21 protein-coding genes are annotated in these 24,991 nt (G+C 44.8%); 15 read left to right on the plus strand and 6 right to left on the minus strand.

Annotated features, from left to right (window positions below; translation table 11 throughout):
* Positions 1-2,489, minus strand: a 2,489-nt coding sequence (locus L4C42_RS21090; protein WP_429761706.1) for a cadherin-like domain-containing protein, incomplete at its 3' end; no start/stop codon positions are given.
* A 319-nt stretch (positions 2,490-2,808) separates the two neighbouring features.
* Between L4C42_RS21090 and L4C42_RS21095 the strand changes: the two genes are divergently transcribed.
* The 5 genes from L4C42_RS21095 to L4C42_RS21115 are packed head-to-tail and all read left to right on the plus strand — an operon-like array spanning position 2,809 to position 11,572.
* Positions 2,809-4,155, plus strand: a complete 1,347-nt coding sequence (locus L4C42_RS21095; protein ID WP_429761707.1) for an HlyD family type I secretion periplasmic adaptor subunit — start codon at positions 2,809-2,811, stop codon at positions 4,153-4,155.
* A 3-nt stretch (positions 4,156-4,158) separates the two neighbouring features.
* Entirely contained in the window at positions 4,159-6,393 is a 2,235-nt protein-coding gene (locus tag L4C42_RS21100; RefSeq protein ID WP_429761708.1) for an ATP-binding response regulator, read from the plus strand.
* The gene (locus L4C42_RS21105; protein ID WP_353496170.1) at positions 6,368-7,747 is read left to right on the plus strand and encodes a TolC family protein; all 1,380 of its coding nucleotides are present in this window, start codon (positions 6,368-6,370) and stop codon (positions 7,745-7,747) included. Before L4C42_RS21100 ends, L4C42_RS21105 begins: the two co-directional genes overlap by 26 nt.
* Before the next feature lie 49 nt (positions 7,748-7,796).
* Positions 7,797-9,431, plus strand: coding sequence for an ATP-binding cassette domain-containing protein (locus L4C42_RS21110; protein WP_353496171.1), 1,635 nt, complete (start codon positions 7,797-7,799; stop codon positions 9,429-9,431).
* Positions 9,428-11,572 carry an ATP-binding cassette domain-containing protein gene (locus L4C42_RS21115; protein WP_353496172.1) on the plus strand — a complete coding sequence of 715 codons (2,145 nt, stop codon included), beginning with the start codon at positions 9,428-9,430 and terminating at the stop codon, positions 11,570-11,572. The genes L4C42_RS21110 and L4C42_RS21115 overlap by 4 nt, the downstream gene beginning before the upstream one ends.
* A gap of 21 nt (positions 11,573-11,593) precedes the next feature.
* On the opposite strand, the gene L4C42_RS21120 is transcribed toward L4C42_RS21115, so the two are convergent.
* Complete coding sequence (locus tag L4C42_RS21120; protein WP_429761709.1) at positions 11,594-11,950, minus strand: hypothetical protein; 357 nt, start codon at positions 11,948-11,950, stop codon at positions 11,594-11,596.
* Between the two features lie 259 nt (positions 11,951-12,209).
* On the opposite strand from L4C42_RS21120, the gene ccoN reads away from it, so the two are divergent.
* The 10 genes from ccoN (at position 12,210) to uspE (ending at position 21,180) form a co-directional block, all read left to right on the plus strand.
* A complete protein-coding gene (gene ccoN / locus L4C42_RS21125) occupies positions 12,210-13,637 on the plus strand; it encodes a cytochrome-c oxidase, cbb3-type subunit I (protein ID WP_042501564.1) in 1,428 nt (475 codons plus the stop codon).
* 11 nt (positions 13,638-13,648) lie between these two features.
* Entirely contained in the window at positions 13,649-14,269 is a 621-nt protein-coding gene (gene ccoO / locus L4C42_RS21130; RefSeq protein WP_103879746.1) for a cytochrome-c oxidase, cbb3-type subunit II, read from the plus strand.
* A gap of 10 nt (positions 14,270-14,279) precedes the next feature.
* Positions 14,280-14,453: a cbb3-type cytochrome oxidase subunit 3 gene (locus L4C42_RS21135; protein ID WP_042501559.1), complete on the plus strand. Its 174-nt coding sequence runs from the start codon at positions 14,280-14,282 to the stop codon at positions 14,451-14,453.
* Positions 14,453-15,427: a cytochrome-c oxidase, cbb3-type subunit III gene (gene ccoP, locus L4C42_RS21140; protein ID WP_353496174.1), complete on the plus strand. Its 975-nt coding sequence runs from the start codon at positions 14,453-14,455 to the stop codon at positions 15,425-15,427. Before L4C42_RS21135 ends, ccoP begins: the two co-directional genes overlap by 1 nt.
* Before the next feature lie 89 nt (positions 15,428-15,516).
* Positions 15,517-15,996, plus strand: a complete 480-nt coding sequence (locus L4C42_RS21145; RefSeq protein ID WP_353496175.1) for a FixH family protein — start codon at positions 15,517-15,519, stop codon at positions 15,994-15,996.
* 3 nt (positions 15,997-15,999) lie between these two features.
* Complete coding sequence (locus L4C42_RS21150; RefSeq protein ID WP_353496176.1) at positions 16,000-18,369, plus strand: heavy metal translocating P-type ATPase; 2,370 nt, start codon at positions 16,000-16,002, stop codon at positions 18,367-18,369.
* Position 18,370: 1 nt separating this feature from the next.
* Positions 18,371-18,577: a cbb3-type cytochrome oxidase assembly protein CcoS gene (gene ccoS, locus L4C42_RS21155; protein ID WP_353496177.1), complete on the plus strand. Its 207-nt coding sequence runs from the start codon at positions 18,371-18,373 to the stop codon at positions 18,575-18,577.
* The gene (locus L4C42_RS21160) at positions 18,567-19,241 is read left to right on the plus strand and encodes a sulfite exporter TauE/SafE family protein (RefSeq protein ID WP_353496178.1); all 675 of its coding nucleotides are present in this window, start codon (positions 18,567-18,569) and stop codon (positions 19,239-19,241) included. Before ccoS ends, L4C42_RS21160 begins: the two co-directional genes overlap by 11 nt.
* 91 nt (positions 19,242-19,332) lie before the next feature.
* Positions 19,333-20,079 carry a fumarate/nitrate reduction transcriptional regulator Fnr gene (fnr, locus tag L4C42_RS21165; RefSeq protein ID WP_112460197.1) on the plus strand — a complete coding sequence of 249 codons (747 nt, stop codon included), beginning with the start codon at positions 19,333-19,335 and terminating at the stop codon, positions 20,077-20,079.
* Between the two features lie 156 nt (positions 20,080-20,235).
* On the plus strand, positions 20,236-21,180 hold the full coding sequence (gene uspE, locus L4C42_RS21170) for a universal stress protein UspE (RefSeq protein ID WP_418642222.1): 945 nt from the start codon (positions 20,236-20,238) through the stop codon (positions 21,178-21,180).
* Positions 21,181-21,386: 206 nt separating this feature from the next.
* On the opposite strand, the gene ttcA is transcribed toward uspE, so the two are convergent.
* The 4 genes from ttcA to L4C42_RS21190 form a co-directional block, all read right to left on the minus strand.
* Positions 21,387-22,280, minus strand: a complete 894-nt coding sequence (gene ttcA / locus L4C42_RS21175) for a tRNA 2-thiocytidine(32) synthetase TtcA (RefSeq protein WP_353496180.1) — start codon at positions 22,278-22,280, stop codon at positions 21,387-21,389.
* Between the two features lie 153 nt (positions 22,281-22,433).
* The gene (locus L4C42_RS21180) at positions 22,434-23,090 is read right to left on the minus strand and encodes a DUF2987 domain-containing protein (protein WP_353496181.1); all 657 of its coding nucleotides are present in this window, start codon (positions 23,088-23,090) and stop codon (positions 22,434-22,436) included.
* Between the two features lie 17 nt (positions 23,091-23,107).
* The gene (locus tag L4C42_RS21185) at positions 23,108-23,902 is read right to left on the minus strand and encodes a glucosaminidase domain-containing protein (RefSeq protein WP_429761710.1); all 795 of its coding nucleotides are present in this window, start codon (positions 23,900-23,902) and stop codon (positions 23,108-23,110) included.
* On the minus strand, positions 23,895-24,755 hold the full coding sequence (locus L4C42_RS21190) for a hypothetical protein (protein WP_353496183.1): 861 nt from the start codon (positions 24,753-24,755) through the stop codon (positions 23,895-23,897). The genes L4C42_RS21185 and L4C42_RS21190 overlap by 8 nt, the downstream gene beginning before the upstream one ends.
* Positions 24,756-24,991 lie beyond the last annotated feature (236 nt).

Consider the following 24,991-nt stretch of genomic DNA (forward strand, 5'->3'; position numbering starts at 1 on the left):
GCAACAGACAGGTCATCACCATCAATATCTGACGCACCCGCTAGAAGCTGTTCATCCGTGAAGGTCAACGAACCGTCTTCTTGGATGGTGTAGCCTACATCTTCCACGACTGCTGCGTCATTCACTGGATTCACAGTGAGGTCAGCATTGGCGACGATGGTGTCGGTGCCATCTGAGATGTCGAAGCTTAGGTCAATGTCGCCATTGAAGTCCGCATCTGGAGTGATGGTGAAAGAGCCGTCTTCGTTGGCGGTTACGGTTGCGTTATCACCTGCGCTTAAGTTAGCCGCAGTTAGATCATCACCGTCTACGTCTGACGCTTGAGACAATAGTTGGTCTTGAGTCAGGGTAATAGAACCGTCTTCATCCACTGAGTAAGCCAAATCACCTGAAACTGGTGCATCGTTGACGGCAATAACCTCGATACCTGCTGTGGTATCGGCGGTCGCACCGTCTTCATCAACCACGGTCACATCAAGAGAGACATTACCGTTAAAGTTTTCATTTGGAGCGAAGCTGTAAGTGCCGTCACCATTATCGGTGAAGATACCGTCTGTGCCTGAATAAGACACGTCATCAACGGCGACTTCACCTTCTACATCTGAACTGTTAGCAAGTAACTGTTCATCAGAGATGGTGATGATGCCATCTTCATCGACCGAGTAAGTCGTTGAACCAGCCACAGGAATGTCGTTGACAGACTCTACAGTCACATCAATGTTAGCTTCTGTCGTAGTCGTACCGTCGCTGACTGAGAAGCTTAAGTCGACGTCACCATTGAAGTTCTCGTTCGGTGCGAAGGTATAGGTACCGTCACCATTGTCGGTGAACACACCCTCTGTACCTGAGTAACTCACATCGGCAACWGACARGTCATCRCCATCRATATCKGASGCWCCCGCTAGAAGCTGYTCATCCGTGAAGGTCAAYGAACCGTCTTCTTGGATGGTGTAACCGACATCTTCCACGACTGCTGCGTCATTCACTGGGTTCACAGTAAGGTCGGCATTAGCCACGATGGTGTCAGTGCCATCTGAGATGTCGAAGCTTAGGTCAATGTCGCCATTGAAGTCCGCATCTGGTGTGATGGTGAATGAGCCATCTTCGTTGGCGGTAACTGTAGCGTTATCACCGGCTGATAAGTTCGCAGCTGTTAAGTCATCACCGTCTACATCGGATGCTTGGGACAATAGTTGGTCTTGAGTCAGAGTGATAGAGCCGTCTTCATCAACGGAATAAGCTAAGTCACCCGATACAGGCGCGTCGTTCACTGCAATAACGTCAATACCTGCCGTAGTTTCAGCAGTTGCACCGTCTTCATCTACAACAACGACATCTAGGCTGACATTACCGTTGAAGTTTTCATTTGGTGCAAAGCTGTAGGTACCATCACCATTGTTAGTGAAAATACCGTCTGTACCTGAGTAGGAAACGTCGCTGACGGAAACGTCTCCTTCAATATCACTCGAATTAGCTAACAACTGATCATCGCTAATTGTGATAATGCCGTCTTCGTTAACTGAGTAAGTCGTTGACCCCGCGACAGGTAGATCGTTAACGGCTTCGACAGTCACATCAATATTAGCTTCCGTTGTTGTAGTTCCATCGCTGACAGAGAAACTTAGATCAACTTCGCCATTAAAGTTTTCATTTGGAGAGAAAGTGTATGTACCATCACCATTATCGGTGAAAACACCATCGGTACCGGTGTAACTTACATCAGCAACGGTAAGGTCATCACCGTCTACGTCAGTAGCCCCCGCTAAAAGCTGTGCGTCTGTAAAGGTGAGTGAACCATCCTCTTGAATGGTGTAAGCAACATCTTCGACTTCTGCCTCATCGTTTACATCTTCGACTTGGATCTCGAACGTTTGCTCCGTTGTTTCGGAGTCAAAGTCGTCATCCAATCGCTCTTGATTTAGGTTGGCTTGCTCGCCTTCATCAAGAACGTTAACTTCAAACGTTTCGCTGTCAGTTTGCGTGTCAAAATCATCCCCTTCGCCAGCACCTGCGGCAGGTGAAGCGGCTGCCGCTTGCGGCGCGCCAGAAGCTTGCTGAGTTTGTCCTTCTGCATCACTGCCGCCATCAGAGCCTTCAGAATCTTGTCCGCCCACACTTTGTGCGCCAGCGCCTGCTCCACCAGCACCACCAGAACCTGCATCAGCGCCAGTGTCACCGTCAGTCATTTGACTATCAACAACACCTGACTGAGCGCCTTCGGACGAAGCAGCTTCACTATCTACAGGCTGAGCAGACTGTGCACCACCGGTATCGTCGCCCTCGCTTGATGAACCCGCACCGCTAGGGTCATCTTGCATTGCCTGGTTAGCGTCATCGGCGGCATCGGCAGCATCCGCACCCGTCGCTATCGTTGTTGCAATTGTGTTTTGTTGATTCTGTTGAGCCTGTTGCTGCTCCGTACCATCATTACCGGTTTCTACTTGTTCGACCGCATCATTGAGGGGGTTGTTTTCGTTGTTGTCAGCCATGTTGCCTCCGTCGCGTTGTCAGCTTTTAAAATCAGACACTTCCTAGAAACTCAGTAAAGGACAACAAACACGAAAGACAAGGCAAATTTTGCGAAAAAAAAGCAAAAAGTTTAGATGACAAAATTGAAATTTATGCGTACCAGAAATATTTAACTAAGCAACTAAGCACAAACTACAGATTAACAAGGAATTTTTTTTGAAAAATGAGCATTAATATACTTAGCTATTAGTTAAGGTGATATTTGTGCAATCTAAACCTAAGACGCTGTTATCACGTATATTTAATACTATAGTTTAGGTTGTTATCCGGGAGGCGGTTGTGAGTAAAAGTAACATCGAACATCACATTAGAAATGCCTTGATTCAAAATACGGACAAATCCGAGTCTGATTATGTTGAAGCGGTTGAAATAAAGAGTGCGATGACAACTGTTCACAAGACCCTTCTTTTGACATTTTTTATCATTCTGATTCTCCTCGGTATTGCGTCTCAAGCTCGTATCGATATTGTCGTTTCATCAAGGGGGGAGCTTTTACTCGAATCTGATATAGAGAAAGTTCAGCATTTAGAGGGTGGAATACTCGATTCCATGCTTGTTAAACCGGGGGACATTGTTTATGAAGGTCAGCCAATCGCTAGGCTTCGGGCGATTGAGAGAAACTCACAGCTTTCGACAATGAATGCTGAGATAGCACAGCTTGAACTAGATAGACTTCGCTATTTGAGTTTAATCGCTCAGAAAGAACCCGACTATACGCCCTATTCCGATTTTCCCGATCTTGTGCAGGTGAATCAGGAGACATGGCTTAAAGAGAATGCTAAAAATGCCTCTGCGGAAGCATTGATCAAACATGATATCGAACACAAAGATCGCCTTATTGCGTCGATGAAGAAAAGACGCGTCAGCTCTCTTAACCAGCTTAAGTTAATCCGTAAACAGCTTGAAATTAAGCAAACGCTGTACAACGAAGAAATGGCCTCTTACGTAGACGTTCTAAATATGCAGGTTCAAGAGTCTAATATGGTGAGGGAAATCGAAAACCTCGATGAATCTCTCATGAATGAAGATTTCCAGCTGCTAAGGTTAGAGAAACAGCTTAACGATCTGATTGTAAATAGGAACGCGGAGTATCAAGCACAAATAATTCAAGCTAATAAAGATCTCGATATTAAACGAATACAGCAACCTCAGCATACGGATAAGGTGAATCGTCTTGTGGTTTATTCTCCCGTTGATGGCGTTGTTGATAAAGTACATTTTAATTTTCGTTCTGCGGTGGTGCCACCAGGCGAAAGTATTGCCGATATTGCGCCGTTAAATAATACCTTGCACGGTGAAGCGAAGATCCCTCGTAAAGAGATGGGTTTTGTTGAAGTTGGACAGGAAGTAAAACTGAAGTTTGATACCTACAATTTTGCCAAATACGGTTTTATGCCTGGCAAGATATCCTCGATCAGTCGTTCCTCTTATGAGGAGGAAGAAACGGAGTACTATTTAGCGAAAATTACGATTGAGCATGATTTTCTTGAACGTTCCGGGACTAAGTACAGTCTCTCACCATTTATGGAGTTTACGGCAGATATAAAAACCGGCGATAGACGCGTCATAGAGTACGCGGCAAAGCCCGTTATGTCGGCAATAGAAGATGCATTTGACGAGCGTTAAACCATGAAGCAGCGATACAAAATATACAGCTTCCCAGTGATTAAATTAGGCATAGTAGTATTACTATGCCTTTCGGCTATTGGACTCTGGTTTGCTTATCAGTACTACACTGCTGCTCCCAAAGAAAGTGCCTTCACTACTCCATTGATAGCTCAAACAGAGAAGCTAAACACAGCACTCGAATCCACCATTCTTACGCTTGACGTATGTCTTCAAAATGGTGAGTGTGATGATGTTAGCCAACACGCTCAGTCATTGATGAATGCAATGGCCACCTTCAAAGCGCTGGCCGCATTAGACAAAAAGCAAGTCAGTTTAGTCGGAGCTGTGGAATACAGTAACGTGCAGCTGGCGATCAATCGATATTTCGCAAAAGACTCGCCTCAGAAAGAAGACTACTATCTACTTCGTACAACCCTCAGCAACAACTACGTAGAGATCCGTAACCGATTTGACGATCTGTTCTTTGTTGAGCACAAGCAAGTTGTTGAGGATATCCGCTCTTCTGTGAACGTTATTGTCGTTATTTTTCCATTGCTGGCCATTATAGCCATCGCTGTCGTTCTTGGAGGTTGGAATCGACTGAAGAAAACGGTTCGTGATCGCCGCTCTGTGAATCAGAGTTTTGAGTCTCTAGCTGAGCGCTTAGATGGGCTAGACTCATCAAAAATCGAAGAGATCCTTAGTACTACAGAGATTGACCCCATTGAGCGTAGCATTTATTCCAAGTTGAGATTGCTTCACGAAAGGGTTGATAAGCAGCAACAAGATGCAGATTTGAATCAACAGCTCTACGGGCTTATTGGTTATGAAATTCGCGGGATAACTAACACCATCAAAGGCGGAATTCATTATCTTGTCCAAGATGCAGATGAGAACACCGCCGTTCTCGCTCAGGACATAACTTCTGCTGCTAATACCCTTTCTGAACTAGCTGAAAACTACAATCGACTGCTCTCTCAAGGCCGAGATAAAAGTAGTAGCGCGTTTTCTTTCTTAGATGTCGTTTCTGAACTGACGATCCACATGAAGTCTAAACTCCAGCGTGAAAACCTAACTCTCGAGTGTGCATTCATCGGAAGTGTGCCTGCTATGGTGCTTGGTCACCAAACTAGCCTGTTTTGGATGCTTTTCCTAAAGCTCTCCAACGCTCTGCAAGTTCAAACCGATAGAAATGTGCTGTTTAAAGTAGAGACTGGTAGTGGCCTAGATGTCGATCGCTCAAGAGTTACATTGTCACTTACTTTTCTCACTAACGCGAATGTGAAAATGGCTAAGGTTGATTCGTTACATTGGTCTGAGCGTGCAGATTCAATGGGAAGCAATGACGAATGGACAAAATCAATCCTTGGTAATGTTGGTCACTTTAATTCTAAATGGTTTGAATCTGGTAAGCAGCGACGCTTCCAAGTAGAAGTTGATCTTGAAGCTCAAAGCTACTTCGCACCTAACTCAAGTACATTAGAAGGTAAGAATCTTATCGTTTGTAGCTCTGGCATGTTATCGCTGGAGATATTAACCAATGTGCTGACGATGAATGGCGCCAAGTTTACCGTCTGCGAAGATCCTAACGAGCTTTTCCGTCTTAATCCATCTGAAGATAAAGTCGATGGCGTCATCATCACAGATGCCATTGAAGGTATCCAAATAGCGCCTTTCAGTAAAACGTTGAGTAAGCGATTAATACCTACCGGAACTAAGCTGTTTTTAATGTCGAGCACCTCCGAACTGGCTCAAATTACTCATGAGTTCGTCGACAAAGTCTTTTTCAGCCCTATCTTGCCACATGAGTTTATTCCTCACTTACGTGAAGCATTGGAAGCGGAATCGGTTGAGGAAACATTAGAGAACAGCTCATTCTTAATTGTTGAAGATGACAAGGTACAGCAGTTCCTACTCAAGCGTATTTTGATGAAACAAGAATATAACGCCGATACCGTGGGTGATGGCTCAGAAGCGGTCGAATGGGTTAAGAAACAGCGCGCTGACATCATCTTTATGGACTGTATTATGCCGGGCATGGGTGGCATACAGGCAACTCGCCTGATACGTGAACACGAAAAAGAAAACGATATTTCCATTCCTTCTACGATCATCGGAGCAACTGCATTGACCAGCGTTGCGGAACATAAAGCATGTATCGAAGCCGGTATGGATTACGTCATTAGCAAGCCTTACAAAAGCGATGAAATTCTCAAGGTGATCAAAAAATATGTGGCCTATCAGAAGATTAGTTAGTTGTGCTTTTATCGTTGTTAGCTTTCCTTCTCAAGCATTAACCTTGCTGGAGGCGGTACAGATCGGTTTGAACAACAATGTGTCGCTTATTGCGAGTCGAAAAGGTGTTGAAGAGAACGCCTACAACATTGATGTCAGCCGTTCAAAATTTCTCCCTACCGTTTCAGCCAATGCGACAAGCACCTGGAGTGGTAACCGTACCGTTCTTAGTCACACCGATGACACGACTAATAGCTACAATGACCACGGTTATAGCGTTTCACTGAGTCAAAGTTTGTTTAATCTTGCGGATATCTACAAGTACGGCACGGCGAAACTGGACTTCAACATTGAAGAGATTAAAAACGAGAATAAAACTCAAGAGATCATTCAAGAGATTGCCGTTCAGTACTTTGAGTATTTAAAAAACGGCGCTCAAACTCGTGCCACTAAAGCAGAGCTAGACTCGTCACTCGCTAGACTCAAACAAATGCAACGTAATGTGGAGCTTGGCAATGTTGCTGCGAGTGAGCTTTATGAAGTGGTGGCGCAAAAAGAAGGGATTGCCAATCGATTGAGAACCCTTGGTAAAGACAAGGATGTAATTCTCAATACACTAGAGTTACTCACACAATATCCTGTCATTCCAACCCAAGATCTAGAGCGTAGCCTCATATTGTCAGAAATTACATTTGAACGCAGTGGTGATTTACTAGAGCAAGCGATGCAGTACAATAACGACATCATTGTCTCTGAGAAAACATTAGATCGAAGCTTCAGAACACTGAAAGAAACGGGTTCTAACTTTGCGCCAAGCCTGTCTGCGAGCGCCAGTTATCGTCATGACGACAGCAACAACTTTGATCCGATTACCACACCCGGTGCGACTGGGATTAGCGACTCTAAGTCTCTTGGGCTTACGCTGACCGTACCAATCACGACTGGTGGCTCTGATTACTATGCTTATAAGAAAAATGAAAAAACGATAGAGCGCAATGAGCTACTGCTTCTTGATACGCGTAACACGGTCAAAAATGACTTAGAAACCTCCATTCTTAACATCAACGATTTCTCTCAATCGATTTTCACCTTCGAAAATATTATTCGTGCTAATTATTCTTCCTACAATGGAATTAAGAGGGCTTACGATCTGGGCACGCGCACCCTCACCGACTTACTTGCCGCAGAGAGCAAGTTGTTTAGTGCCATTCGAGATTATGAAAGCGCAAAATACAATTATGTTATTGAATCGATTCGGCTTGATAAAACGGTGGGGAATTTATCACCGCTGAGCATAGAAAAAATCATGGCTTTAATGGTCAATGAATCGAGCATTCGCGATATGGACGTGATACCCGAGCATCTAAAAAACTAAAATTTAAAAGCATTTTTCTTTTAACAGCGAGTAGCAATAGGACAGGTCGATGAGTAGTGAGCATTTCTCCCAACGAATCACTTTTGCCGATAAGGTGTATCTCACCTTTTCGACCGTCATGTCGACTCTGTTTGCTTTGGTCTTACCCTTTTCTATCTTGATCATCTTTGACCGTGTTTTACCCAACCAAGCCAAAGATACCCTCTCCTTACTATTCGCGATCATTCTTGTTGCTATCTATCTGGACTACTTACTCAAGAAACAAGAAGAAGTGATCACGTCGACACTGATGAAGGACTTTGAAAGCGATTTGACCAACCGTGTGTTTAAGTCTGTGTGTTTGGCTGAAATAAACAGGTTTAATCAACTCGAGCCAGGTCAGTACTTAGAGCGTATTTCTACTATTCCAGAGATTAAAAGCTTCTTCGGTGGGGAAACCGTACGAGCTGCCATCAACGCGGTAGTTAGTGTTATAACCATCATCATTATTGGCCTTATCAATGTTGGTGCGGGTCTAACGTTGGTCGTGGCTTCAATCATTCTCTATGTCGCCGCGCTGCGTATTTCCAATCGAAAGATTGTGACGCTTGAAGAGAAATCTGAAATTGAAGGTCTTACCAACTCCAAAATCATAGAGATTGTTTCAAGTCCTCTAGACAATAAAAGCCGCACTATGGAGTACCGTTTAGAGAGCCTAATGACCGATATGGTCAAAGAGCGAGAGAGTAAAAATATTGAGTACGAAAATTTAGAGTCTCAGTTTAACTTGGTACTTGCGCTGATTCAGCAACTGTCTATAGCTTGCGTTGTGGTACTGCTCGCGATGTCAGTGATTAACCTGGCAGCAAGTCAGGGTGTAATGGCGGCCATTATCATGCTAACCAACCGATACTTTGCTCCTTATCAACAAGTTATGCGTACGATTGGCCGCTGGAAGCTTAATAAACTGCACATAGAGAAAGTGTCTGAGTTATTGGAGTTGGAATACAAACAGCAACGAGATATAGCGCAAGTTGATAGTCAGGATGAGTTACTCCCCGCTCCAGTTGATCAAAATATTGGCAATCTCATAGAGGTGAAACTCTCTACAGGACAGCGAATCGAGTTCACACTAGGTAGACCAACGGTTATTCGAGGGCTCTCTGGCAGTGGCAAGAGTCACATTACTCGCTGTCTCACACGAGATGTTGAATGTGAAAAATCAGAAATCTACATTAATCACAAGCCTCTTCATGATATTCACTATCATACTTGGCGTGAAGCAGTCCATAGAGTAGATGGAAACAGTACCTTTGTTGAAGGAACCATCATCGATAACCTGACGTGTTTCAGGCCGATCTTAAACAGTGCTGCGTTTACCATTTGTAAGAACCTTGGCATCAAACATGAAATCGATGCGCTTACCGATGGTTTCTACACTCAACTTACCGGAAACAAAAACGCACCTGTTTCGAGGCAGGTTCAGTACGCTCTCTTAATAGTGCGGGCGATGCTAAGCCAAAAAAAATTACTTGTGCTGGATGATATCGACGCAGTTTTTGACACCGCTTTTGGCGAACGAGTGGTTTCAACACTAATACCCAAAGCAAACCAACAGTTCCTAATTATTGTAAGTAACAAACTCGACAGCAGAAAGTATGGCCTCAAGTCGATTCGATTAACCGGTGAAGAGGTAGCAGCATGAGTATTCTTGTCGACTTCAACAACATCGGGCAACGACTCTCCGATTTTGAGTCAGACCAGTTTCAGGAGCGCTACCAAGGCTCCCCTTTACTTAGGGGGCTGGCCTATACGCTTATCGCTATGGAATGGGAAGGTACGCCCGAACTCTTATCTGATGCGTTTATGCCTGGGGAGTCAGATTCAGACGGTTTTGAGGCGACGTTAACACGACTCGGCTATCAATGCCGCACCACTAAATATGAAAAAGCCGAGCTTGCCCAAACGCAGGGGTTACATTTACCCTGCTTTATCGAGCTAGATAAGCTTGAAGCGATACTTCTTTCTGTGCGCGATGGCGTTGCTACGCTGTTTGATTACAAGAACAATAATAGCGTTACGGTGACATTAGTTGATGCAACATACTCAATTACCGTTATCTCTGAGTATTCTAAGCTGTTCCGAGAGCCGCCACCTGAGTCACAAGATAAGTCCAACTGGATCAAGTATGCGTTCTATCGCTATAACGATGAGTTTAAAAGTCTGATCTTCCTTTCTCTGGTTATCAATATTTTCGGTGCTTTGCAGCCATTCTTTATCATGAGCGTGTATAACTTCGCGCTCGCTTCTAGTTCTGTTTCTACATTGTATTGGCTGACCCTGTTTGCTGTCTTCCTAGGTTTTGCTGAATATGCCGTAAAAAAAGTTAGGATGAACATTCTCGCCACCTCAGGACAAGATTTGGCGGTTCACATCTCCCGCAATGTGATCGCAAAATTATTATGGCTTCCCTACTCTATGACCTCTTCTGCCGGTGTTTCGTCTCAGTTGGCGCGCTTAAAAGATATCGATCAGTTCAGAAAGCTCGTCACCGCTGAAGCGACACTGAGTTACTTCGATATGCCGTTTATCGTAATTTTCATTTTAGCGGTGACCATTCTCTCTGGATACGCTGCACTTACGGTCTTAGCGGGCATATTCCTAATGATCGTGTTCTGTATCTATTCGCGTTATATCTATTCTCAAGCGACGGCCAACAGCTCTAGAGCAAACGCGATGGTCTCTTATCAATGGAACGAACTACTTCGCGGTATTAATACAATACAGGGACTTCCTCTTCTTCGTGTTATTCAGTCTCGATTCAATGCATCCCACGAACAGAGTTCAAATGACGCTGCGCACGTTGCAATGACTAACAGTAAAATTCAAGCGATTGGTGGCGGCCTAATTCAGGCGATTGGTACGGCCTCGATTGTTACCGCCGTTATTACTGTGATGGATGGCAACTCTGATGCCGGCGCTATGTTAGCGACGGTCATTTTGGTTTGGAAAGCACTCGGTCCGATCATGGGCATATATAACTCCATTACCAAGTTTCAAACCATCAAATCTTCAGCAGCTCAGATCAATGCACTCATGTCGCTTAACGACGACAAAACGTCGCTTGAGAAAAGTCCGCCTATTCGTAAGTTCGTCGGTGAAGTGGTGGGTAGCGGCATCACACATCGATACCAAGGTGCGCAAACTGGGTTAACTAACTTAGGGTTTAAGCTCATGCCCGGGAGTAAAACCGCCATTTCTGGTCCTGCGGGTAGCGGTAAAACAACGCTGCTGATGATCATTGCTGGCCTAGAAGAGCGTTATCAAGGTGCGGTTTATATCGATGGTTACAATATCAAACAGTTCAACAACTATCGCTACAGAAAGGCGATTAATTTCATTCCGTTTGATATGCACCTTTTTGAGGGGTCTATTCGATCGAACTATGTTCTGCACAACGGAGTGATCTCGGAATCGCAAATGAACTACACCTTTAACCTTCTCGCGCTTTCTAAATGGTTTTGTGATGGGCTGGATACTCACTTAAATACCGATGTACTTAAGAATCTCCCCAGTGGCGTCATTCAAAAGCTGAAAATAGCGATCGGTCTTGGCGACATGTCGCAGAACCTGTTCATTATTGATGAGCCTTTTGTCGGATGTGAGGCAGAGCACGCTGGGTATTTAAATCAACTCTTCACCGGAGCGTTAAAAGATAAGACCGTGGTGTACACAACGATGGATCCTGCGCTCATCACCAGCTCCACTCATTGCTTATTGTTAGAGCCTGATGGCAACCAGAAGTACTTTGGTCTGCCGGATAAAGTAATGAACGCTATGGGGTGATGCTGTAAGCACTTTTCGAAACTAGCGAATAACGACTTGTCTTGATTCACCAGATGACGAAGTTACTGTGATAGTAACCGGCGCCTCAACACCTTCAAGTGTTGATTGTTTGACCGATTTCATTAACACATCATCCATATTTAGAACTTTAAATGTTAAAAGTTCTGATTTTGTGACGTTCAGCACCTTTGTCGAAGAATGATACAAAAATGTGATGTTTTCCTCTCCCACTTTCAGCTCGCACTGTTCGTCAACTGAACAATCTACCGTATTGGTCACATCGTGCGTCATCGTACGGTAACTAAATGCGGCAATGAGCACCAACATCATGATGATTATTTGTACAAGCCTTGCTTTTGTTAGCTTCTGTGCTGCCATTGTGACGAGTTCTCCGTGTAACAAACTTCAAAGTTTTGAAATAAATGGTCATAAACCAGACCAAGTGTAAGGTTACTACCCTGTTCTTGATTTGTTAATTGAAGTATTATTGTCGCTTGAAAATGCTACTTTTTGTTAAATCCGGCAAGAGAAGTAACGTTCTGATTCAACGTTAGTTCTTTTGATGGGTTGGGTAGCATTACGACATGTGTCGTGTTGGAAGTAAAGTGTAGTTAATTAGAAAATTGGAAGCATGTTAATGAGCCAAGAAAAGCAGCTTGAACAAGTCTACAACTATACCGTAGTACGCCAGTTCACATTAGTGACGATTCTCTGGGGTATTGTTGGTATGGCAGTAGGTGTTTTGATTGCCGCTCAATTAGTTTGGCCACAGCTCAACTTTGATACGCCGTGGTTGACGTACAGTCGTTTACGTCCTTTGCATACTAATGCGGTAATCTTTGCGTTTGGTACCAGTGCTCTGTTTGCAACGTCTTATTATGTTGTGCAGCGTACCTGTCAAACGAGATTATTTGGAGGCCCTCTTGTCGCATTCACCTTTTGGGGATGGCAAGCAATTATTTTAGCCGCTGCAATTACTCTGCCGTTAGGTTTTACCTCAGGTAAAGAGTATGCAGAATTAGAATGGCCAATCGATATCGCTATTGCAGTGGTATGGGTGTCTTACGCTATTGTGTTCTTCGGAACGCTCATCAAGCGTAAAACGTCACATATCTATGTAGCGAACTGGTTCTTTGGTGCGTTCATCATCACCGTTGCAGTACTTCACATTGTGAACAGTATGGCAATTCCTGTATCGATGGGTAAATCTTACTCCGTCTATTCAGGGGCCGTCGATGCGATGGTTCAATGGTGGTACGGCCACAACGCGGTAGGTTTCCTTCTTACAGCCGGTTTCTTGGGTATGATGTACTACTTCGTACCAAAGCAAGCTGAACGTCCTGTTTACTCTTACCGTCTATCGATCGTTCACTTCTGGGCGCTTGTCTCTCTGTATATTTGGGCTGGTCCTCACCACCTACACTATACAGCTCTACCAGACTGGACTCAGTCTCTAGGTATGGTGATGTCTTTGGTTCTATTTGCTCCGTCTTGGGGTGGTATGATCAACGGTATCATGACGCTGTCAGGTGCTTGGCACAAGCTGCGTTACGACCCAATTCTTCGTTTCTTGATCGTTTCCCTATCGTTCTACGGTATGTCAACGTTTGAAGGTCCGATGATGTCTATTAAGACGGTTAACGCTCTGTCTCACTACACCGACTGGACAATCGGTCACGTGCACTCAGGTGCTTTAGGTTGGGTTGCGATGGTTTCCATCGGTTCTGTTTACCACCTAGTACCTCGCCTATTCGGTCAAGAGCGTATGTACTCTGTCGGCCTTATTAACACCCACTTCTGGCTAGCAACTATCGGTACAGTTCTGTACATCGTTGCGATGTGGATCTCTGGTGTTATGCAAGGTCTGATGTGGCGTGCAGTTAACTCGGACGGTACGCTAACCTACAGCTTCGTTGAATCTGTACAAGCGTCGTACCCGTTCTACTTCGTTCGTTTTGTTGGCGGCTTCATCTTCTTAGCGGGTATGTTCTTAATGGCATACAACACGTACAAGACAGTAACAGCAGCTAAAGGTAGCTTGAAAGCTGCCCCTCAACCGGCTTAAGGAGATTAAAGATGAGCTCAAACTCTAACAATCGCCATGAAGTCGTTGAACGTAACGTTGGCTTACTGGCTATTTTAATCGTATTCGCAATCAGTTTAGGCGCGCTTGTTGAAATCACTCCGTTGATTTTCCAAAAGCAAACTACTGAACCTGTGAAAAATCTTCGTGCGTACAGTGCACTGGAAATGGAAGGTCGCGATATCTACATTCGTGAAGGTTGTAACGTTTGTCACAGCCAAATGATCCGTCCTTTCCGTTCAGAAACTGAGCGTTACGGTCACTACTCTGTCGCTGGTGAAAGCGTTTGGGAACACCCATTCCTATGGGGTTCTAAGCGTACTGGCCCAGATCTCGCCCGTGTTGGTGGACGTTACTCTGATGAGTGGCACCGAGTTCACCTAATCGATCCTCGCGAATTGGTTCCAGAATCAAACATGCCAGGTTTCCCTTGGCTAGAGGAAAACGTACTGGATGGCAAATTGACACAGAAGAAACTAGAAATCTTCCGTAACCAGTTTGGCGTTCCATACACGGATGAGCAAATCGCAAACGCGGCTAAAGACGTAGAAGGTAAAACAGAGATGGATGCCATCATTGCTTATCTTCAATCTTTAGGCCATGCGATGAAATAAGGAGGGGCTTATGGATATCGGTACTATTCACAGTATTTGGACCATAGTGTTGTTCGCAAGCTTCATTGGTGTTGTGTGGTGGGCCTTTGGCAAAAGCCGCAAAGCACGCTTTGAAGAAGATGCAAACTTAGTGTTCGCAGACGAACAAAAAGCCACCTCCGAAGAAAAAGGAGTGACTAAGTAATGACTACATTCTGGAGTCTATGGATTATTGTCATCACAGTCGGTACGCTGGTTGGTTGTGCAGCGATCCTATATTGGTGTGTTCGCGACAAAATGGGTGTCGAAGAAGGCGAAGATATGGGTCACGAATACGATGGTATTCGTGAGTTGAACAACCCACTGCCTAAGTGGTGGACTTATTTGTTTGTCGGTACGTTCATCTTTGCCGCTATTTACCTTGCTATGTACCCAGGCTTGGGTAACTACAAGGGTCTTCTTGGCTGGCAAAGTTCGGATCAAACCGTACGCTCACTTGAAGAGTCAAAAGCCTCTATTGCCGCTGCTCAAGAAAACAAAACTCTTGTTCAGTACGCAAAAGAGCTTGATGACGCAGATGCCTACTTCGGTGAAGCATTTAACCGCCTAGCAAAAACATCGGATGGTGCGCTACGCCCTATCCCTGAAATTGCTACCGACAGTGAAGCAATTAAAGTAGGTCAACGTTTGTTCCTACAAAACTGTTCACAATGTCACGGTTCGGATGCTCGCGGTCAAACTGGCTTCCCTAACCTAACGGACAATGCATGGCTATACGGCGGTGAGCCTGAGGCAATCGTGACAACGCTGCTGCACGGCCGCGTTGGTCAGATGCCGGGTTGGAAAGATGCCCTTGGTGAAGATGGCGTACGTGAAGTCGTTAGCTACACGTTAAGCCTTTCAGGTCGTAAAGTGAACGCCCGTGAAGCAGAAGCGGGTAAAGCTCGTTTCGTCGTGTGTGCAGCGTGTCATGGTACAGATGGTAAGGGCAACCCTGCTGTCGGAGCGCCAGATCTTACCGACCAAGTATGGTTATTTGGCGATTCTCGCGCGGCTGTAACAGAAACCGTTATGAATGGTCGCTCGGGTGTAATGCCAGCATGGAAAGACATCCTAGGTGAAGAAAAAGTACAGCTAGTATCAGCGTACGTTTGGAGCCTAAGTAATTCCGACAAATAAGTAACATTTCAATAACAGCCCCTTGTAAGGGGCTGTCTTTTCTAGATAAATTATAATTTCTTTCTTAGTCAGCTGTTGAGAACTTTTTTATGGTAAAGCCTTGGTATAAACAATTCTGGCCGTGGTTTCTAATCGCGTTGCCTCTGTCTGTTGTGATCGGAACTGGTTATCGAATCTCGCTGTTAATGGACAACCAAGTCAGCTTAGTTGCCGAGGATTACTATAAAAAAGGAAAAGGGATTAATGTTGATTTAACCAAGATAAACGTTGCTAGAGAGCTTGAACTCAATGCAGCGGTATCGTCAGCAGGCGATACTATTTTGATTAAGTTCCAAAAAGGTCAATTGCCTCACTTCCCTGCTCTTACTGCTACGTTTACCCATCGCACACTGCCGGACCGTGATTTTGAAAAGCTTGTCACTGCAGATGCTAAAGGCACCTACCGACTAACACTTGATCACGATGTTCAAGGTCCTTGGTTTGTAGAGCTACAACCACATGACCAAGCTTGGATGGTTCAAGGCCGAGTAACATTCCCAACTGAAACTGATGTAGTGTTGTTAGATTAAATTATGAGTAAGACGTGTTATCACTGCGGTGAAGATGTACCAGCCAACACGAACTTCAACGTAGAAATTTTAGGTGCAGACCGGGAGATGTGTTGTCCCGGCTGCGAAAGTGTGGCTCAAACGATTGTCGATAGTGGCTTAGTCTCCTACTACCAATATCGCACTACCACAGCAGAGAAGGCTGATTTAGTGCCCGAGCAGCTAAGAGCACTCATTCATTACGACAATGAAGATGTGCAAGCTGAGTTTGTAAGGAATCACGAAGACACCAAGGAAGTGACATTGTCACTTGAGGGGGTTGCCTGTGCAGCCTGTGCTTGGTTAATAGAAAAGCGCATGTCCGTCGAGCCTGGTGTTGTTTCTATTCGGGTTAACACCACGACAAACCGTGCTCTCCTTAAATGGGACAAAACTGCCACCCAACTCAGTCAGTTACTCTCCTCTATCCATACCCTCGGCTACAAAGCTGCACCGTTTGAGGCAGACAAGCAAGAAGCGGCTTATCATGCCACAATGAAGCAATACCTATATCGATTAGGTATTGCTGGCCTTGCGACCATGCAAGTGATGATGCTGGCAGTAGCCCTGTATCTAGAAGTATTTGGTAACCTTGAACCTGAGTTCAAAAGTTATTTCCGTTGGGTTAGCTTGATTTTCGCAACGCCTGTTCTCCTCTACTCTGCTCTTCCGTTCTATATCAATGCTTGGCGAAGTATCAAAGGGCGAACCCTTGGCATGGATGTCCCTGTCTCTATTGCTCTGATATTCGCTTATGTAGCGAGTTTAGTCGCGACCGTCACAGAACAAGGGGAAGTGTTCTTCGAGTCTATCTCGATGTTTACGTTCTTCTTACTGATTGGCCGTTATTTAGAGATGCGAGCGCGAAGAAAAGCCGCCGCGGCAAGTGGGAACCTTCTAAAGCTCATTCCTGCCATTGCCAATAAACTCAATGGTGAACAAGTCCCGGTTAAGTCGCTTCAAATTGGCGATCAAATAAAAGTATTACCTGGGGAGCACATTCCAGCGGATGGTGTCGTACTTAATGGCCGTATTCACATCGATGAATCAATGCTAACGGGTGAATCACTACCGGTTGTAAAAGGCAAAGACGACTTTGTCTATGCCGGTACGCTAAATGGTGATGAAGCCTTTGATCTTGAAGTGCGCTCCACCAAAGCCGACTCAATGATTTCTAGCATTGTTCGATTGCAAGATGAAGCCCAATTGAGCAAGCCTAAAATTGCCGAAATCGCTGACATCGTGGCACGTTACTTTGTTGCTATCATACTCGTAATTGCTGCAGGCACATGGTTGTTCTGGCATCAAACGGAACCTGATGATGCGTTTTGGATCATGCTGTCTGTGCTCGTAGCAACCTGCCCTTGTGCTCTATCATTAGCTACGCCGACCGCAATCACTTGTTCAAGTTCGCGTATGGGGACGTTAGGTATTCTATCTCGACGCGGACACGTATTTGAAACCTTGTGCAAAGTTAACCATCTCGTTGTCGACAAGACGGGTACTCTCACTCATGGGGACATTGAAATTGCTCGTACGCACGCTTTTGGTGATCAATCTGAAGTAGAGTTCCTGAGCATTGCTGCATCCCTAGAAAGTCACGCCAACCACCCTATTGCTCGTGCATTCAAACCATACCTGAACCATTCAGTTTTGGTGACAGATGTAGAAAACGTTATCGGCTCAGGTTTGCAAGGTATCATTGATGGTAAGCTGGTTAAAATTGGTAACGCGCACTATGTATTAGGACGTGACGATGCTGCTCTAAACAGCGTTTATATGTCGATAGATGGTCAACATGTAGCAACATTCGAGTATCGTGACCCAATTCGTAAAGAAGCGGTCGAATTTATCAACAAGATGCGTGAAGCCGGTGTGAAAACAACACTACTTACTGGTGATACACTCTCCAACGCCGAGCCCGTCGCGAAAGAAGTCGGTATTGATGACGTCATTGCCAGTGCTTCACCTAGCGATAAACTGAATTACCTCAAATCTCTCGATTCTGATGACATAACTATGATGATTGGTGATGGCATTAATGATGCTCCGACTCTAGCCGGCGCTCACCTATCTATAGCTATGGGTGGTGGTACCGATGTTGCCAAGGCTTCTGCTGATCTTGTTTTATTGGGTGACAGGTTGGATAAAATACTCACTGCTCGCGAACTCGCGTTAAGAACTCGCAAGATCATCAGAGAGAACTTAGCTTGGTCTTTAGGGTATAATGTTTTGATTCTACCATTAGCAGTCGCAGGACTCGTCGCGCCTTACATTGCGGTTGTGGGCATGTCAGCAAGCTCCATTATTGTCGTTTCAAACTCGCTACGCTTGCTTAAAGAAGAAGGTAAGTAACATGGAAAGCATCTATATCCTCATTCCCATCGCCATTGTTTTGGTGTGTGTGGCTGTTGCCATCTTCTTATGGGCGGTGAAAAGCGAACAATTTGAAGACCTAGAACGTCAAGGCCACAATATTTTGTTTGACGAAGACACCGACCAACAAGCTAAAGCAAAACAAGCGAGTCACAAGCCGAAACAGGAAGACTCGCGTGAATCTTGACCTAGTTGGTGCTTTTACCATCGGTCTTTTAGGAGCAGGCCACTGCATGGGAATGTGCGGTGGTATTGCATCCCTTCTTTCCATTGGACAATCGAATAAAACCCCCACCGCACTTATAATCAATTACAACCTTGGCCGTTTGCTAAGTTACACGTTGATCGGTAGTGTTGTGGGCGGAACGATTGCAGGGATTGCATCGCTTTCCCAGTTCAATCAATCGCTTGCGTTTGTTCGTATCATCGCCGCTTTGTTTATGGTGTTGCTCGCTTTCTATGTTGGGCGATGGTGGAATGGACTACTAAAGGTTGAAGCTCTGGGTCAGTCGTTATGGAAGCGTATCTCGCCTCTCGCCAATGAACTACTGCCACTAAAACACAGTTCTCATGCCATACCGTTTGGTTTTTTATGGGGCTGGTTACCATGCGGCCTTGTCTACTCGGTATTAACCTGGGCAGCCGTATCTGGAAGTGCATTGGGCGGTGGCGCCACCATGTTAGCTTTTGGTCTTGGTACCTTGCCCGCTATGTTGTTGGTAGGCACGAGCGCTACAAAATTAAAATCCCTGCAAAATTCACTTATTTTCCGCAACATCGCCGCAGTTTCGATACTCTTTTATGGACTATATACAGGTTACGAGTCGGTGATGATTTTTAGCGCAAACTAATAGATGATTGTTTTATCATTGATTTTTTAGCTACCCTTTGGGGGTAATGAATGATAAAATCTTGATGTACATCAAATAGTGAAAGGTTGTTATGATTTCTGAAAAGCCTGTAGCAAAACGTGTTCAGTCTGGCGGCTGTGCGATTCATTGCCAAGATTGCAGCATTAGTCAGCTCTGCATCCCCTTTACTCTCAACGAATCTGAGCTTGATCAACTAGACCAAATCATTGAGCGTAAAAAGCCGATCCAAAAAGGCCAAGAGCTATTCAAAGCAGGTGACGAATTGAAGTCACTTTATGCTATCCGCTCAGGGACAATTAAAAGTTACACCATTACCGAACAAGGCGACGAGCAGATCACTGCTTTCCACCTAGCTGGCGACCTAGTGGGTTTTGATGCCATCACCGGTGATGAACACCCAAGCTTTGCGCAAGCTCTTGAAACTTCGATGGTGTGCGAAATTCCTTACGAAATTCTAGATGACCTTTCAGGCAAAATGCCGAAACTTCGCCAGCAAATCATGCGTTTGATGTCGAATGAAATCAAAGGCGATCAAGAAATGATTTTGCTGCTTTCTAAGAAGAATGCTGAAGAGCGTCTTGCTGCTTTCCTATACAACCTATCAACTCGCTTCTCACAACGTGGATTTAGCCCAAGGGAGTTCCGCTTGACTATGACTCGCGGTGACATCGGTAACTATTTGGGTCTAACGGTTGAGACCATCAGCCGCCTACTTGGCCGCTTCCAAAAAGCAGAAGTACTGAGTGTTAAAGGCAAATACATCACTATCATCGACCATGATGCACTGATGGAAATGGCCGGCGTTTCTAAAGAATAAGCTCGTCAGCTCACTAATTGTCGCAACCTTTCCTAAGTGGCTCTACAATGAGCCACTTCAAATTTTCTTCCCTTTAAAATTCAATTTTTCTAAAAAAATTCATAGATTTGCGCTAAAGTGTTTATAGGTAATAGCCCAATTAGGTAGGGAGTATCTATGAGCATCTACAGTAAAATCCTCGTCGTAGCGAATCTTAATAGCGATGAGCAGCCTGCCCTTGCTCGTGCGGTTCAGCTTGCTAAGAAGAGCAAATCCAGGAGCCACATTCGTTTCTTCTTATCTATCTACGATTTCTCTTACGACATGACTTCTATGTTGTCACATGAAGAACGTGACGCAATGAGGCGTGGTGTAATACACCAACGTGAAGAATGGATGAGAAGTGTCGCTAAACCTCACCTCGATGACAGCTTCGATTTCGACGTTACGGTTGTTTGGCATAACAGACCCTATGTAGCGATCGTGGAGGAAGTTTTTGAGGGACAGCAAGATATTGTCATCAAAGCCACTCGCAAACACGACATTCTCGAGTCGGTGATTTTCACACCAACAGATTGGCACTTACTTCGTAAATGCCCAGTACCTGTTTTGTTAGTTAAGAATGCCGATTGGCCAGAGAAAGCCAATATTATTGCATCGGTTCACGTTGGCTCAGAAAACCCAACCCACATCGATTTGAATGATTGTATGGTGAAGCAACTTGATAGCTTAACCGAACGTCTCGACGCAACGGGCTATCTCGTTAACGCCTACCCGGTTACACCTGCAAACATCACTATTGAGCTTCCAGAGTTCGATCCAGCAACCTACACCGACGCTGTTCGCGGTCACCATTTGACGGCTATGAAAGCGCTGCGTCAAAAACATGGTTATGCCGAAGACCAAACGATCGTTGAGCAAGGATTGCCAGAAGACATCATTCCGGATGTAGCTCGTCAGCTGGATGCTGGCATGGTGATTCTTGGTACTACTGGTCGCACTGGTTTGTCCGCGGTATTTATTGGTAATACAGCAGAGCATGTGATTGATAAGATCAATTGTGATGTCATGGCGCTTAAACCGGATGGCTATATTAGCCCTCTAGATCCAGGCCAATCTTAATTATCTCATCACATGTCCAGTATTTCGTCACCCCTGCGCAGGCAGGGGTCTACTTAACGAATGCACCAAGCCTCGATTAGATTCCTGCCTGCACAGGAATGACACGAGTACCCACCAAGCCTTGGATGAATGAGCTTAACTTCTATGTAACCAACATAAAAAAACGCCCCTCAAATAAGGGGCGTTTTCTTCAATCTAGCGGTGTACTAAACATTAGTCACATCAATAAACATAGACTCATCGATGTTTGTCGACGAAACCGTCGCTTCACTAAACTCATACTCTTCACGTGAGCCTTCACGATCCAATGGAAGGTTTACGAAATCAAACAACTCACGGTCAGCCAACTGACTTGGGCTAACGTTTTGAATCGATTTAAAGATAGCTTCAACGCGACCCGGGGTCTTCTTATCCCAATCAATCAACATCGCCTTAATCGACTGACGTTGCAGGTTCTCCTGAGAACCACACAGGTTACAAGGAATGATTGGGAAATCTTTATGTTCAGCGTATTTGATCAGATCTTTTTCACGGCAGTACGTTAGCGGACGAATCACCACGTTACGACCATCATCAGAACGAAGCTTAGGAGGCATCGCTTTTAGGCGGGAGCCGTGGAACATGTTCAAGAACATGGTTTCCACAATGTCATCAAGGTGGTGACCTAGTGCAATTTTAGTCGCGCCAATTTTCTCAGCAAATGAGTAGAGCGTTCCACGACGAAGACGCGAGCATAGGCCGCATGTCGTTTTGCCCTCAGGGATCTTCTCTTTAACGACTGAGTACGTATCTTTATCAACGATGTAATAAGGAATGTTCAGTGTTTCAAAGTAATCTGGCAGGATGTGCTCTGGGAAACCTGGCTGTTTCTGATCAAGGTTAACCGCAACCACATCAAACTTGATTGGTGCTGCTTTTTGAAGATTCAATAGGATATCCAGCATCGCAAATGAATCTTTACCACCACTGATACACGCCATCACCACATCATTTTCTTCAATCATGTTGTAGTCGATAATTGCGTTGCCAACATTTCTTCTAAGACGCTTTTGAAGTTTGTTGAACTCTAGGGTTTCTTTTCTTGTATCTGTCTGATTCATCACGTGCTCTCACATTGCCGACAATGTCGACGATAGGATTTCCTACTGGGAATAATCTGGGGCGTGGATTATACGAGCTTTTTGATAAAGATTAAATGGTTGTTTGACCCCCTTTCGATTGGGAGTCAAACAATTCTAGAAAGATGCGCAGGCTTATTTAGCGCCAGGAAGGTAAGGTAGGATACGAAGTGTCTCTCCAGGGAGCGTCATGTAACCCCCCTCACCGATATCACTGAGACGTACTTGAGCTTTACCGTTTTCTAATGCTACCGAGTCACCATTAGAATAAGAAATTGCACCTTCCATATCAGGCGCGAACTCTAGAGTAATACCTTCAACATCCGGAGTGAACCAACTGGCAAACATGCCTCCTAAATCTTCTAGCATCACCTGCATTTGTGGCAGAAGTCTTTCAACCTCTGCATAAGTCACTTTGCCTGACATAGGTTCGGTCGTCATCACCACCATAGAGAAGTCGCAGCGCTGATCTTGTGGAGTGTGTACAAACACCAACGGATTCGCTGACTTGAGGTTGTTATCTAGCGGCACCACGAGTTCATTGATTGGGCTCGCTGGCAACTCTTCATAATGCTCCTCTTTTTCCATCCAAGCTTTTTCAATAGGACACAAGGTTTTTGAGTCCGCATCGACAAAGAAGAAACCCACCTTCACATCCTCATGCCCTTCTTTCGCATTGTTCTTCATCTGTGAAAACAGTTTTGAATAGGTGAACATGTACTCTTGGGCAAGAGTGGGAACCGCAAATGTGGCTGCGGCAAAACCTAAAAGGGCTAACTTTACTACTTTCATGTTTAATTCTTTGATTATTATTGTGTTGTCCAGAACTTGTCATTATGTCGAATCATGGCTTGCAGGTCTTTGACGTATGCCTCACCCCGCTCCGAATAACGCAGTAATCCATTAGTGAGTTCCAGTGCAGCCGTCTCTGACAACAAATTTTCACCTCGATCTCTAATACCAGCACGAATATCACGCAATTCTTGGTAAGCGCGGTTGCGATTCACATTCATAAAGTAACCGTGGATAGATTGCTGAGGAGAGCTGAACTTAGCCACTTCATGCGACATTCCTTCGCTACGTTTTAACGGAACAAGGCCGCATCCCTTCGTATAACACCATTGACCAAAATAGTTATTGGCTTCGTTGGCAAAGCGCGATGTTCCCCATGCCGATTCGTTAGCCGCTTGCGTCAGTACCAGTGCTTCAGGAAGAACATCTACCCTTTCAAGCATTGCATTGACCCAATCATAGTTCACCTGTGAAGGCTCTAATGAATAGAGTTTACCAAGGCGCTTTGCCGTAGCTTGTTGTTCACTCGTCAGAGACTGCTCATCCAGCGCTAGTTTAATGCCAAGTAATCGTCTGCGCTCTTTTTCAATTCGCGCGTTTTCAATGGCGATTCCGGGTCTCAAGTAATCAAAAAAAGTCTGCTTCTTCTGATTGGTATCGGTAATGCTCGCGATATCTGGCTTGTCTTCCGCGATGGCAGGCAGCGTGATGGCTTCATCTTCATGGTCATCGGCGGATTTTTCAGAAAGGAACAAAAAAGCGCTCCCAGTCAGGAGCGTAGCTATAGATAGAAATTTATGCGAACTACGCATCAAATACCTCAGGGTTCTTATTAGGCTTATCGTCGTTTCTTGGCGGTGTATTGTCGTTGTTATCGTCGTTGCTGTCGTTACCAGAGTCGTTTGAGCCATTACCTTCAGTGGCAACAATCTTTAGGGTGATACCAAACATCTCGCGATAAACAATGCCTTTTACATGGAAGAAAAACGGCAATACAAAGATAAGGCCAATACCGTAGAACATCGCGCCGACAATGAACATCAACATCACTAAGGTGTAGATACCTGCCAGAACGAAAATCTTCTTGTTTACCGCACGCAGTGATAAAAGCAAAGACTGGAGTGGCGGAACCTTTTTCTCGCAGATAAGCAATATAGATTGGCTAAACGCAAGAGATAGGTACATCGAAAGGAATGGCAAAATCATGCTCACCACGCCTTGCAACATCAAGCTAAACAGCGTAGCGATAATGACAGGCACGGTAAACTGTAGACCTTTGCCGATGTGTCTGGTTTTCGTTGTAAGACCCGCTGCGTGGCTCATTGCCATAAGTGAGATACCTGCAAATACAGGTGCACTCACTACTTCATAACTAAAGTTGGCAACAAAAATAGCTTGAAAAATGCTCTGATCTAGCAAGCTTGGGTCCTGGAACGCTTGCAAGATAACGGATGGATCGCCAAGTTGTAATTGCAGTGCGATATAAAAAATACCCACTTGCACAAAAATGAGGGCAATAATTGCAGGAGAGAAAGACAAAAAATGCTTGATGGTTTGCTGCCACGCTTCTTGGAACACAGCCCCAGCCTTGAGGTCATATTTCCCTGAGATAGCGCGCTCAATTGAGCCACCTAAGTTGAAGTCTCTTTCAAAATCGTTTTTCATATGTTTTCCAAGTGACACTCTATACGAGTACATTTCTTCGTTGAAAAGGCTGCGACATTATAGCGGTAACGAGATTGTATTATCACTGTTATCACCTTGCTTTTCAGTCTTTTTGGGTGATAATTAACCAATTGATAAGGCAAAATATTCAACTCGACGCGCTCTAAACCTAGTATGGTAAATAATGTTTAGTTTTACCTGCAAAATTTTTTCGTTTCGGGATAAGAAAATGCTTT

The organism is Vibrio wakamikoensis, from assembly GCF_050337275.1.
Classification (GTDB): Bacteria; Pseudomonadota; Gammaproteobacteria; order Enterobacterales; family Vibrionaceae; genus Vibrio; species Vibrio chaetopteri.